Origin of the sequence: Dyadobacter sp. Leaf189, from assembly GCF_001424405.1 — a bacterium.
Taxonomy (GTDB): Bacteria; Bacteroidota; Bacteroidia; order Cytophagales; family Spirosomataceae; genus Dyadobacter.
Genome location: NZ_LMPS01000004.1, coordinates 431,200 through 445,077, shown reverse-complemented (window position 1 = coordinate 445,077; position 13,878 = coordinate 431,200). Strand labels below are relative to the sequence as shown.

The following is a 13,878-nucleotide window of genomic DNA, read 5'->3' as shown; positions in this document are numbered from 1 at the left end:
TTCACATAACTACTAATCCTAGTTCCATCCGCCGCCTAGTGCGCGGTAAATGTTGACTGTTGCATTCATCTGCTGCATCTTGGTTTCAATCAGGTCAAACCTTGACTCCAAAGCTTCGCGTTGTGTTAACAATACCTCCATATAATCTGCCCGTGCCGAGCTGAAAAGGCGGTTTGCAATGTTGGTTGACTCGTTCAATGCCTGCACCTCGGCCGTTTTGGTCGTAAAGCTCTGTTGCAGGTTGTTGATGTTCGAAAGCTGGTTTACCACTTCAATATATGCATTCAGAACAGTGCGCTCGTAATTGTAGATCGCCTGTACCTGACGCGCATTCGCACTGTAATAAGTAGCCTGGATCGCATTCTTGTTGATCAGCGGACCAGCCAGGTCAGCTACCAGCGTCGACATCAGTGATTTGGGCACATTACCCAAATAGATCGGATTGAAAGCCTGTAAACCGACTGCCGCATTCAAACCCAGAGAAGGGTAGAAGTTAGCCCGCGCCACCTGAACATCCAATTTTGCAGCTTCAAGATCCTGCTCCGCCTGCCGCACATCCGGCCTGTTTTGCAGCAATTGGGAAGGAACACCGGTCTGGACCAGATTCGGAACCATATTCTCAAAGTTCTGACTGTTCCTGAGCACCGGCTGCGGGTAGCGGCCGAGCAGGAAGTTGATCCGGTTTTCAGTTTCCACAATCCGTTGACGAATTGCATACTGGCGGTTCTGCGTGTTCAGTACCTGCGCTTCAAAACGGCGGACAGCCAGTTCCGTTACGCGGGTTGCTTCTTTCTGCATTTTCACAATGCGCAATGCATTGTTCTGGATTTCGATATTCTGATTGATGATGTTCAGCTGGGTATCCAATGCGAGCAGCTCGTAGTAAGAGTTGGCGATTTCGGAAACCAGGTTAGTCATCATAAAGTTTTTACCCTCTATCGAAGAAAGGTAGCGGTTTACGGCCGCCTTTTTTGCGTTGCGCAGCTTGTGCCAGATATCCACTTCCCAGCGTGCATAGGCAGCTACCACAAAGTCAGGCAGCGGCTCGGGCGTTTCCCTTCCGGGTTTGATCTCGGTCGTAGCCTCACTTGAACCTACCTGCGTGTAGCGGCCTGCTTTCTCGATGCCGGCACCGCCACGCAAGCCTACAAACGGAAGGTACTCTCCTTTGCGGGCGCGGATCTCATTGCGGGAGATTTCGATTTCCTGCAAAGTGATGTTCAGCTCCTGGTTGTTCTTGAAAGCGGTGTCAATCAATGCATTCAGCTGCGGATCAGTGAAATAATTCTTCCAGCTCATTTTTCCTACGTTGGCAGTGGAATCCGCTGTTTGTCCGTCGTAAGAAGCTGATAACGTCTTATTAGGTGATCTCTGGACCAGTGAAGGCGCATTGCAACCTGTATAAGCCAGGGCGCTGATGGTAATCCCGACCCAGGTCAATATTCTTTTATTGCTCATCATTTTGAGTTTCTTGAGTATGGGGAAAAGCGTCAACTGCATGGACAAATTGTTCGGATAGCGAGCCGTCCTCTTCATCTTTGATCATTTTCCGACCGTCAGCCAGCGTACCAAATATGTAGTACAATCCAGGGATAATAATGACCCCGAAAATGGTCCCGAAGAGCATTCCGCCCATTGCAGATGCACCGATCGTACGGTTACCAATGGCACCGGCACCTGTGGCAATGATCAACGGGATCAAACCAGCAACGAATGCGAACGACGTCATCAAAATCGGACGGAAACGAACTCTGGCCCCTTCGATCGCAGCATTAAGAATGGTCTCGCCCTGCTGCCGTTTCTGAACGGCAAACTCGACGATCAGTACGGCGTTTTTACCTAACAACCCGACAAGCATGATCAGACCGATCTGCGCATAAATGTTGTTTTCCAAGCCCATTAATTTGAGCAAAAGGAATGAACCAAACACCCCAACCGGCAGTGACAATACAACCGCAAACGGAATAATAAAGCTTTCATACTGCGCGGCCAACACGAAGTAAACAAAGGCCAAAACGATCGCAAACACGACCAGCGACTCATTTCCACGGATGGATTCGTCATAAGAAAGACCTTCAAAAGCGATGTCATAACCTTGCGGCAATGTCTTGGCGGCTACTTCGCGAATGGCGCCGATAGCATCTGCCGTAGTGTAACCTTTCGCAGGAAGTCCCTGGATCGCGGCCGAGTTATACAGGTTGAAACGCGTGATCTCGTTCGGGCCCTGGCCTTTTTTCAATGTCATAAAAGAGGAGTAAGGCACCATTTCGCCTGCATCATTTTTTACAAACAATTTCAAAAGATCCGAAGGAAGCCTTCTGAAACTTGGATCCGACTGCACGTACACTTTAAAGAACTGGTTGAATCTTGTAAAACCCTGTTCGTATGTACTACCGATCATAATGTTCAGGTTGTCCATCGCTTTTCCGATCGAGACGCCTTTTTGCATCGCAAGCTGGTTGTCGATCTGCAATTCATACTGCGGATAGTTCGCTGCGAAGAATGTAAACAAGCCCGTAAGCTCAGGACGCTTCGCCAGGTCTTCCATGAATTTCTTATTGATCTTGTCAAACTCAGCGTAATCGGTGTCAGAAGTTTTATCCAAAAGACGCATCGAGAAACCACCTGATGTACCAAAACCCGGGATCGCTGGTGGTTCGAAGAATTCGACAACCGCACCAAGTCCTCTTGTTTCGGCTTCCAGTTCTTCCATGATCTCTTTCACATTTTGCTTGCGATCGTGCCATGGTTTCAAGTTGATCAAACAGGTTCCTGCATTGGAACCGCGACCTTCCGTCATGATCTCGTAACCTGCCAATGAAGAAACGGACTCAATTCCTTCCACTTCTTCGCATATCTTTTGAAGACGGCGGGAAACTTCGTTGGTTTTTTCAAGCGTTGATCCCGGAGGCGTTTGAATGATGGCGTAAATCGTGCTCTGGTCTTCATTCGGAATAAAACCTGCGGGCAGAATTTTATTTACAAAAACAATCCCGGCGCAGAATCCCAACAACACAACCCAGGTTACAACCCTGCGGCTCACAATGCGTTTCAGCAGGCCTACATATCTTCCCGTTAGTTTGTCAAATGTTCTGTTGAAAGCGTCAAGTCCTTTGGTAAGGAAGTTTTTCTTCTTCTCGTGGCCGTGGTGATTTTGTAACAACATTGCACACAAAACCGGCGTCAATGTCAAGGCGATGAGGGCCGAGATCACGATTGAGCTGGCCATGGTGATGGAGAACTGGCGATAGAATGTTCCCACAGGACCCGACATGAAGGAGATCGGAAGGAATACCGAAACCATTACGGCGGTGATCGCGATAATGGCACCGCTGATCTCACCAAGCACTTTTTTCACCGCATTGAATGGGGAAATCCCCGGCTCTTCTTCAAACTTCGCATGGACGGCCTCGACGACGACAATCGCATCATCGACCACAATACCAATCGCAAGTACCAATGCAAACAGTGTGATCAGGTTGATCGAAAGTCCAAAACCCTGTATCACAAAGAAGGCTCCGATCAGCGAAACCGGCACAGCCAGGATCGGGATCAATGTAGAACGCCAGTCTCCAAGGAATATGAAAACCACGAGCGCAACGAGGATAAATGCATCGCGCAATGTGTCGATTACCTGCTCAATAGACGCGTCGAGGAACTGCGAAACGTCATAGCTGATCTTGTAATCCACGCCCGGAGGGAAGGATTCTTTCATCACATCCAGCTTCTTTTTCACTTCTTCAATTACATCACTCGCGTTACTTCCGTAGTTCTGGCGCAACACGATCGCCGCCGAAGGATGACCGTCGAGGTTGGAGTAAATATCAAAGAATTCAGATCCAAGTTCCACTTTGGCAATGTCACGAAGGTGAACGCTTTCACCTTGTGCATTGGCACGGACAATGATGTTTTCGTATTCTTCCGGCTTGTCGTAACGACCTTTGTAAGTAAGCACATATTCCAGGGACTGGGCTGCAATACCGGAGCTTTGCCCGATACGGCCCGGACGACCCACGATACTTTGTTCTCCCACGGCCTTCATTACTTCTTCCGTAGAAATGTTGTAAGCACGCATACGCTCGGGGTTCAGCCAAAGACGCATTGCGTATCTCCTTGATCCTAATATTTGTGCTCTTGCAATCCCTTTTGTCCGCTGGATTTCGGGGATCATTTTTACTGTTGCGTAGTTAAAAAGGAATTTTTCGTCAATGCTTTTTTCCTTCGAATAAAGGTTAACGTACATCAACATACTGGGCTGAACGGGCGAGATAATAACCCCTTCCCGCTGAACCAGTTCGGGCAAAAGTGGCATAACCTGATCCACCCTTGTCTTAACCCGGATCACGGCCACGTTCGGGTCGGTGCCGGGCTCGAAGATGATCCTGAGCGTCGCCTCCCCCGCACTCGTTGCATCGGTAGCAATGTACCGCATGTCCTGAACCCCGTTAATGGCTTGTTCAAGCGTGATCAATGTTGATTTTACCAATACATCGGCACTCGCGCCAGGGTAGGCGATGAAAATGTTGACGGTGGTAGGGGCAATGTCCGGGAACTGGGAAATGGGTAATTTCTCAATCGCCAGGATGCCTATAAATACGATCATGATCGAGATCACGATTGCAAATACAGGTCTTCTTATGAATTGATTAAACATGTCTTTTTGTGCTTTTTAAGATACCTGACTATTCAGCGTACAGACTCAGATTGGAAATCACAGAATCAGGTTTCACGAATGTGGAGTGGATCTTTTCGTTTTCTTTTACCTGACGCAAACCTTCCAGCAGGATTTTATCGTCTGCCTTCAAACCCGACTTCACGACGAAAATGTGCGGAAGCTCGGCTTCAATCTCGATTTCCCGTGAACGGATCTTGTTCTCTTTGTCTACCACATACACATATTTCTTTTCCAAAACCTCGAAAGTCGCTTTTTGCGGGATCAGCAATGCATTCTTCATCGGCACTGTCACCAGGATGTTACCAGTTTCACCGTGTCTCAAAAGTCTCTTCGGATTAGGGAATGTGGCCCTGAATGCGATGTTCCCCGTCTCATTATTGAAATCCGCTTCGATCGTTTTCACCGATCCTGAATGCGGGAACATTTGATTGTTCGCCATGCGGAGGTTCACATTCAGCATGCCTGCTGTGGCTTCGTTGGCTTTGTAGTCCAGATATTCAGCTTCCGGGACATTGAAATAAACCCACATTTCGCTGTTGTCTGATAATGTTGTCAGCAAATCACCTTCGTCCAAAAGACTTCCCAACCTCACCTGGAAATGGTCCATAATGCCGTCGAAAGGTGCGCGGATTTCGGTGAAGCCCAGGTGCGTTGTAGCTAAGCCCAGTTCTGCTTTTGCTTTGTCCAGTTTGGCTTTGGCAAGCGCCAGCTCATTTTTGGAAACCACATTGCTGTCGGCCAGCGCCTTGGTGTTTTTGAATTCAATCTCTGCGAAATTGGCCTCAGCCTGTGCTTTTTGCTGTTCAGCCTGGTAGAGCATCGGCATGATCTTGAACATCAGCTGGCCTTTTTTGACAGTCTGACCTTCATCCACATAAATATTCTGGAGATAACCCTTTTCCAATGCACGCAGCTCGATGTGGCTGATCGCGCGGATCTGGCTTACATATTCCTTGGTGACCAATGTGTCTTTTTGAAGGGGGCTCGTAACGAGGAATTTTACTTCTTCCTCCTTCTCTTCTTTTTTTGATTCACAGCTTGTTTGCACAAACAATGCACACAAGCTCATGACCATCAGAATTCTCTTCATGGTAGTTAACTTTTTGAAACAATATGATTTTGTTGGGGAATGCTTTTTCACAAGGGGGGCTGGATCAGTTATAATGCTTTACAAAAAGCGCACACTAACCTTAATGGGGTGTTAAAAACGAATTAAAAACCCGTTAAAAACGCAACTATCCGCCCACAGGCTGCCCCAGGGGAGATTGGATATTCCTAATGTGCTATAAAATCCTCCGATGCTGCTATTGTTGAAATCGCAGCAGATTGACGCCCCTGATTTTTCTAATTCCGTTCTAATTAATTCCTGATAACTATTAGAAAAACATAGCTCCGCCACTATCTTTGCGACCGTTTAATTAATCTAAATAAGTATGAATCGTTTCTATAAATATTTACTTTTTCTAAGCTGCCTGTTCTCCCAGGCTGCCAATGCACAGAGTAGTAACGGTACCATTCGCGGGCGGGTGACAACCAGCGACGGAAAGCCGGCTGCCTATGTGAGTGTGGGCATTGACCATTCAAATAAAGGAACCACTACTGACGAGGACGGGAACTACGTCCTGACAGACATCAAACCCGGCAGCTATACGTTGAAAGTCTCTTTCGTGGGCTTGCAAAGCCAGGAGCAGCAGGTGAGTGTTACTGCCCGTGAGAAGGCTCAGCAGGATTTTACATTATCGGAAAGTGCCTCTCAGCTTAATGAGGTGATCATTACAGGCGGCGCCAGTTCCAACAGGCCCGTGTCGCTCGGGAAAGCGGATATCCGGCCGCTCGATCTGCCGCAAAGCGCAGGTGTGATCCAGAGCAAAGTGATCGCCGATCAGCAGGCAGTGCGCCTGGGCGATGTGGTAAAGAATGTAAGCGGTGTTTCGCTGACGCAGTCGCGTGGTGGTGTGGCTGAGACTTTTTCGGCACGCGGTTACAGCATTGGTATCGCAGGTTCAGGCGGCAGCATTTTCAAGAATGGGGTTATCTCCAATACGCAGGGTTTTCCCGATGCAAGTACACTGGAAGCGATTGAAGTGCTGAAAGGTAGTTCTGCATTGCTATATGGTAATGTATCGGGTGGTGTGATCATTAATATGGTTACCAAAAAGCCGGTTTTTGACTGGGGCGGACAGGTTTCCATGCTTTTCGGCAGCTATAACCAGTTTAAGCCGACTGTGGATGTTTACGGGCCGATTACCAAGAAACTGGCATTTCGCGTGATTGGTACACATGAAAATGCGAAGAGCTACCGGGATGTGGTCAAAACAAACCGGACTTACGTTAACCCGTCGCTTTTGTATAAAATCAACGACAAAACAGACGTATTACTGCAAGTAGATTACCTGAAATCGGACCTGGTGCCTGATGCCGGGGTAGGTATCCCCAATGCCCGCATTACAGTGACAGAAGTACCGGAAGCGCCGCGCTCCCGCTTTATTTATCCTAAATGGGCATTTAACGACACCGAACAAAAAGCCGCTTATCTGACAATCAATCACCGTTTTAACGACAACTGGAAGCTTACTGCGATCGGATCGGCCCAGGCTACCAAGGTGGACGGCTTTGGTGTGGGCGTCCCAACGAGCGTTGCCGCCAACGGCGACTGGAACCGCTCGCTGAGCGCGGTTAAGTCACGCGAGCACGATTATACCGGACAGCTTAATTTGAACGGTAATTTCAAAACCGCCGGCATTCAACACCAATTCCTGGGAGGAGCTGATTTTACGCGCATTGTCACAGAGAACAACACATTTAAATATACCTCGGCAAATGGAGTGGTAGGTACCGCGTATGACAAGATCAATATCTACGATCCTGCAACTTTCAATGTACGCACGGACATCCCGACCGTTAATGATACTGCCAGAACAACCACGCCCCAGAACAGACTTGGGATTTATGTACAGGACCTGATCACCCTGACGACCAAGTTCAAAGTGCTGGCCGGCGTGCGCTGGTCTTACCAGAAGGCTTTCCAGACTACTATTTTCAACCAGGAAAAGCAGCAGGAGCGGAGAGGAACAGCTGCTGACAAGTCAGACAATGCATTTTCTCCCAAAGTGGCGCTGATTTTCCAGCCGGTGCAAACCAGCTCCATTTACGCGAGTTATACCAATAATTTCACGATCAATTCGGGTACTGATATCTACGGAAACAACCTGGATCCTTCGATCATCAACCAGTATGAACTGGGGATGAAAAATGAGTTCTTGAACGGACGTTTGGCCGCCAATGTGAGCGTGTACCGCATTCAGAACAGCAACTTTGCGCAAACTGCCCTTTTTGACCAAAACGGAAATCCGAACACGAACAGCAGCATCCGCGAGCTGAACGGACAAACGACCAGCGACGGGTTTGAAGTAGATTTCAATGGAACGCTTTCGCGGAACTTCTACTTTCTGGCTGGTTACGGATATAATTTTATGCGGTATACCAACACCACAGGCGCAGTTGGTTCGCAGGTAGAAGGAGAGCGCTTGATCAACAATCCCGCGCACACCGCCAACGGTTCGATTTTCTACACGTTTGATAAAGCGGTAAAAGGCCTCAAACTCGGCGCATCTGCATTTTATACTGGCCAGAGAATGGGTGGTAACAACAATGTGGTAGGTCTTGATGGCGGCCTGAACAACACCGCAGCCAACCAGACTTCCTACAATGCACAGGTGCCACTGAAAGGTTTTGCAACAGTAGATCTTTCGGCGGGTTACAGCCTGCGCGGCGTTTCACTGCTGGTGAAAGTATCCAACATCTTCAACGAGCTGAACTACATTGTTCACGACCGTTACAGCATCAACCCGATCCCGCCACGCATGTTCGCGGCGACGTTGTCATACCGTTTCTAAGTTTTTTTTCGCAGTTTTGACCGGGAGAGGATATACACTCTTCCGGTTTTTTTGTTTTAAATGGGGTCTAAAAATTGCCGCTGCTGCTTCATGAGAGTAATTTCCGCTTGTCTTCTCTTATTTTTTGCCGTTCAAACCGAGGCGCAGGTGCTGCGGAAGCGGACTACCATGCTCATGGGCGGGCGATTTGATATTACGATTGTGGCGCAGGATTCAGCGGCGGCCGAAATGCACATTGATACCGTTATTTCTGAGATTACCCGCATTGAAAACCTTATTTCGGACTGGAAGCCCTCCTCGCAGGTATCGGAAGTGAATGCAAATGCGGGTATCCGGCCCGTGAAGGTAGATGCAGAAGTTTTTGAGCTGACGGAAAGGGCATTGAGCCTGTCGGAGCTGACCGGCGGTGCATTCGATATCAGTTTTGCTGCCATGGAGCGGATCTGGAAATACGATGGTTCAATGACGCAGATGCCTTCACCCGAGGCAGTAAAAAAGTCAGTAGCGCTTGTCGGCTACCGGAATATCATTCTTGACAAAGCGAATTCAACGATTTTCCTGAAAATGAAAGGAATGAAGATCGGCTTCGGTGCATTGGGCGAGGGTTATGCCACGGACAAATGCAGGCAGATGATGCTTGCCAAAGGCGTCGAGGCCGGCATTGTAAATGGCTCGGGCGATATGAGCGTGTGGGGAAAACAGCCCGATGGCCGCGACTGGGTGATCGGGATCAACGATCCGGCGCGGGCCGGAGAATTGTTCGCGGTACTGCCAATTCACCAGGGCGCAGTGGTCACCTCGGGCAGCTACGAAAAGTTTGTTATGCTGGACGGAAAACGCTATTCACACATCATTAACCCCGCTACCGGCTATCCCGCTACCGGACTTACCAGCGTAACCGTATTCGGCCCGAGCGCCGAAATGGCGAACGGGTTCAGTACTTCTTTGATGGTGATGGGGAAAACAGCGGGGCTTGCTCTTTTGGATCAATATCCTGCATTCAGCTGCATGATGATCGCCGACAATGGTCAGGTATTTTGTTCCAAAAACCTGAATATTAACAAATACAAAGTCAGGCGGAAAAAGCGCTGAAAAAGCCCATCAGTAACAATCCATCAGCACCTGGCTTCTCGACTGGTAATAGCTTACTGATTTTCCTAAACGCTTCGCGCAAATATCTTCCAGCAATTTAACCACATTGTTCTGCATGGAAAGTGACCCGCAAAGCATGATCACGCCGCCATTTGCGAGGGTTTCGGTTAGCAGAGCTTCGTCCTTCGCGAGCAGGTCTTTCACATACTCCTTTTCACCTTCCCGCGAGTAGGCGATGTGCAGGCCGCGCAGCTTCTTTTCGCTTTTATTTTTATGCAATGCATTTTGATACAATGCAAAAGAAGCCCTGTCGCGGAAGCCGCAGTACAGGTGACAATCTGCATGCTCAGGCTGCTGATCGATCATTCCCAGAAATGGCGCAATGCCGGTCCCGTTTGAGATCATCAACACGGTTTTGCCAGGTTCCGGAAGGTGGAAATGCGCATTGTTGACGATCCTGGCGTTGAATACCTCACCCGGGTTAAGCTTTGAAAGATATTCCGAACCCAGTCCACCGGCATGCAGCTTGACACTCAGCTGGATCTCCTTTCCGATTTTACCAATCGAATAAAGGCGCTCCCGGTGGTCATTTGCGGGATAGATAGCGAGCAGGTCGCCGGATGTAAATGGAGTGGGGGATTGTGGCTGCAGGCGGATCAAAAACGATTCACCTGCTACAAACACGGGCGTTTTGTCCATTACGGTCAAAGCCTGCGAAGGTTCCTGCCTCGTTACCGCCAGGCCCGGCGATACCAGCAAAGGTACGCCCGCATGTTGCGACCAGTTGGCTGCCCATTGACTGAATTCGTCAGGGGATTTATCATTCACCGTATGGATTTCCAATAATGGAACTGCCCAATCCTGCCTGGCAAAGAGGGTATCCACCTCAAAAGCAAACTTGCAATAGTCAGGATAAGCATGCGAGCCGAAGCCCACCACCGAATACCGGATTTGCTGTGATTGCCTGTGCTGCTGAATGCGTTTTTCAAAGTGTGCCGCATTGGTTGGCGCATTTCCCAGTCCGTAAGTGGCGCTCATCACGATGATGTGCGAGGCTTTCGGAAATGCCGTGAAATTGTCCAGCTCGGTAACATACGCCGACTTCCCTGCATTGATCAGCTGCTCGTGGATCGCATTGGCGAAGCTGAATGTGCTGCCGTTCTCGGAGCCTACCAGGATGATAAACTCACTTTCAGCAGCTGCGTACTTGTTTTTTACCCGGTTTGCCCTGCGCCGTAATGTAATTGTAAAGCCCGAATAAATAAAGAAAAGAATATTCCCGGAAGCAATTGCGAGCACAATCGCCCACCATGCATTGGTGCGGCCGGTGTGGAGATCGAGGCTCAGGTTGGTAACTATTACAGCGGCCGGATATTTCACTTCCCCCAGCACTTCACCTGTGATTTGATTAACGGTAACCTCCCGGTCAGTAAGTTTAAGTGTGTAGTAATCTTCCGGATCTTCGGAAAAAGGGAATTCGACCGATTGTACATCAGCCAGTCTGGTGTTTTTAAAAATCTCAAAATCGGCAGGATTATGCTCCGGACCGGACTTGATTGCATCGAAATCGACTTCCATGGAAGCCTGTTTCGTATCGATCAGTTCAAAACGCGCGAGTGAGAGGTAAGTGCCTGTCGCTGCGAGGATCAGAATGGGGATCAGTGAAAGGCGACCGAGCACTACGTGGTAATATTGTGCAAAGTTATCGCGCACAATCCGCGTGAAGAACCGCTTGACGCCACGTTGCCGCTGGATGATCAGGATCGTGCCTGAAATGGTGATTAACAGCAGTAAAAATGCCGTAATTCCGATAAAAAACCGGCCTGCTTCGTGCAGGAAAAGCGAACGGTGCAATGCAGTAACCCACTCGAAAAATTCGGAAGGAGCAGCAGGGGTACCGAGCACTTTGCCGGTCACAGGATCAACATAGGCAAGCAGCTTCTCTCCGGCCGCGTCGCTGCCTTTGATCTGTACAAACTGGTTTGCATCCACGGACAGCTCACTGATGCCGGGATATTGTTTTCTTAATGCAGGAAGGGTTTGGGAAAGATTGGCCTGACTGAATTTCTCGGAGCGGTAGGGTTGCGTTTTTTCTGACAATGGCTTAAAGGCCAAAATAATACCGGTGACGGAAGCCAGCGTAAGCAAAAGAAAAGAAGATACAGCCAGTGCAAGGTGGCTGTATCTCCATATTGAAATTGTCATAAAGTACTCCGATTGTTAGTTGGGGCTGAACCGGACGTAGCGGATGTAGCCGGTACCCTCACTTTTGGCTGAAAGCGCCTCTGTGGTCAATGGAATTTCCAGGTCTTTCACGTGGTAAGCTTTGTCCTCCACTGCACTCTCGAACCTGATCTTATAACCTGCATTGATCTTGGATTTGTCAATTTCGATCACATTCACACTGCGGTCCCCGCCTGTAACGGATGCACCCGTGATCGCGCTGATGTTATCCTTCTTTTTGGCCTGGTACTTATGCCATTCTTTGAGACTGTTGTACCACTTCTTATCCGGTCCTAAAACGTACAGGGTTTTCTCGTAAGCATTTTTACTGTTGATCAATGAAATCACTACGTAAGCGCCTTCGCCCATATAGTTGGTCATCTGGATCATGCATTTGTACTTGTTTGTCGCCTGCGCAAAAGTGGTATTCGGGCGTGCAAATGTCAGCGCAGTAAAAAGGAGTGCTGTTGTTATGAACTTGGACATGAAAGTTATTTCAGAAAATTAACGGTTACATTGTTTTTGGAGAGCGACTCATTTTCACCCGCCAGGTCGAAGGCTGTTTCATCGAAGCTGGTCATGATGTCCTTCTTCGCGCCGATCGAGATCAGGTATTTGAGCATGCTATCGTCTTTCGCGATCATCGCAGCCTTGTGCAATGCAGTAATTCCTTCCTTGTTTTTTGCATTGACATCGATCTGGTAAGCTTCCAGCTTTTTCACGAGCGCCAGGTCATTTTTTGCAACTGCCAGATGGTAGAGCGTATTCCCGTTTTGCTGCGCTGCATTGAGCTTCAATCCTTTGTCTTGCAGGATCTTCATTTTTGCGTCAAAATCAGCAGCGGTGCGCGGACTGTATGACTGAACCAGGTAAGCAGCCAGGTTATCTCCGCTGCGATCACTTACATTCACGTCAGCGCCTTTGCTGAGCAGGTAACTTACCACCGCAGGCGAATTGCCGCGTACTGCCAGCGCAAGTGCAGTCGCACCTTTCTGGTTGGCCTGGTTGATGTTTTTTACTTTCGGAGCAAGCAGCGCCAGCGTTGCAGTGTCCGGGTTTGAAGCCGCTGCATTCATGAATACCGTATTTCCATCCTCGTCAGCCTGGTTCACATCCACGCCTTTTGACAGGAAGTAAGTAACAATTTCGTCCTGCTTTGGTCGGCGAACAACTGAATGCAGCGCATTCTGGCCATTTTTACCAGTTACATTCGGTTTGATATTCAGGCTTTCCAGGTACTTATAAACTTCGATCGAATTGGCACCACGGCGTGATCCCTGAGCAGCCATTAACATGGCGGTCGGATTGGCGGGTACTCCTTTTTGCAAAAGGGCTTTTAATACTTCAATGTTACCACCGCGCGCCGCATAGCTGAATGCATTATTGCCAGCAGCATCGGTACTTTTCAGGTCCAGGCCTTTTGAAACAAAATAATTGGTAAGTGTCAGGTCTTTATCATTCGCCACAGCCAGCAGCAATGCATTGGCGCCGTCGTGGTTCAGGTCCTTTTTCAGGTTAGCGCCATTTGCAATGCAGATCTCGTAGATTTTGGTATTCGCCTGTCCGGCGCCGGCCGCGAAATTCAGCGGAGTGGAGCCATGGCTGTCAATTACATCTGCTTTCGCACCTTTTGAAACTAGGTACTCCATGATCTCAACGTTTCCTCTGCTTGCGGCCCAGTGCAGGTAAGTGCGGCCGTCGTGGGTAAGCTTGTCTACCGTATTTCCCGGTTGTGAGAGTAAAAATTCAATGGTTGACTGGGGAGCTCCCGAGTTGATCGCCATGACGACTGCATCAAAGCTCATCGGGTTCAGCTGAGCAGGATCTGCTCCTTTCTGGATTTCTGCTTTTACTGTATTAACGTCCGGAGAATTCTTCCAGAACGCTTGATCAAGAAGGGTGTTTTTTTGCTGTGCATAACCCGCAATGGAAGAGCATGCGAAGAGGGCAATCAGAAGTTTTTTCATAAAAACAATGTTAATGGGACGCTCG

At 48.8% G+C, this 13,878-nt stretch carries 8 protein-coding genes; 2 read left to right on the top strand and 6 right to left on the bottom strand.

From position 1 onward, the window contains the following. Positions 1-18: 18 nt before the first annotated feature. The 3 genes from ASG33_RS11120 to ASG33_RS11110 are packed head-to-tail and all read right to left on the bottom strand — an operon-like array spanning position 19 to position 5,765. The gene (locus ASG33_RS11120; RefSeq protein ID WP_056284490.1) at positions 19-1,458 is read right to left on the bottom strand and encodes a TolC family protein; all 1,440 of its coding nucleotides are present in this window, start codon (positions 1,456-1,458) and stop codon (positions 19-21) included. Next, positions 1,448-4,654 carry an efflux RND transporter permease subunit gene (locus ASG33_RS11115; RefSeq protein ID WP_082489189.1) on the bottom strand — a complete coding sequence of 1,069 codons (3,207 nt, stop codon included), beginning with the start codon at positions 4,652-4,654 and terminating at the stop codon, positions 1,448-1,450. The genes ASG33_RS11120 and ASG33_RS11115 overlap by 11 nt, the downstream gene beginning before the upstream one ends. 28 nt (positions 4,655-4,682) lie before the next feature. Next, positions 4,683-5,765, bottom strand: coding sequence for an efflux RND transporter periplasmic adaptor subunit (locus ASG33_RS11110; protein ID WP_056284484.1), 1,083 nt, complete (start codon positions 5,763-5,765; stop codon positions 4,683-4,685). 343 nt (positions 5,766-6,108) lie between these two features. Between ASG33_RS11110 and ASG33_RS11105 the strand changes: the two genes are divergently transcribed. Continuing rightward, the gene (locus ASG33_RS11105; RefSeq protein WP_056284479.1) at positions 6,109-8,571 is read left to right on the top strand and encodes a TonB-dependent receptor; all 2,463 of its coding nucleotides are present in this window, start codon (positions 6,109-6,111) and stop codon (positions 8,569-8,571) included. 90 nt (positions 8,572-8,661) lie between these two features. Then, complete coding sequence (locus tag ASG33_RS11100) at positions 8,662-9,663, top strand: FAD:protein FMN transferase (RefSeq protein WP_056284477.1); 1,002 nt, start codon at positions 8,662-8,664, stop codon at positions 9,661-9,663. A gap of 9 nt (positions 9,664-9,672) precedes the next feature. Here ASG33_RS11100 and ASG33_RS11095 read toward each other — a convergent pair whose 3' ends face one another. From ASG33_RS11095 to ASG33_RS11085, 3 genes are read right to left on the bottom strand one after another with little or no spacing between them, the layout of a single operon-like run. Next, positions 9,673-11,868, bottom strand: coding sequence for a PepSY domain-containing protein (locus tag ASG33_RS11095; protein ID WP_056284475.1), 2,196 nt, complete (start codon positions 11,866-11,868; stop codon positions 9,673-9,675). 15 nt (positions 11,869-11,883) lie between these two features. Then, positions 11,884-12,372: a DUF2271 domain-containing protein gene (locus ASG33_RS11090; protein ID WP_056284472.1), complete on the bottom strand. Its 489-nt coding sequence runs from the start codon at positions 12,370-12,372 to the stop codon at positions 11,884-11,886. A gap of 5 nt (positions 12,373-12,377) precedes the next feature. Then, complete coding sequence (locus ASG33_RS11085; RefSeq protein ID WP_056286392.1) at positions 12,378-13,853, bottom strand: ankyrin repeat domain-containing protein; 1,476 nt, start codon at positions 13,851-13,853, stop codon at positions 12,378-12,380. Between the last annotated feature and the right edge of the window lie 25 nt (positions 13,854-13,878).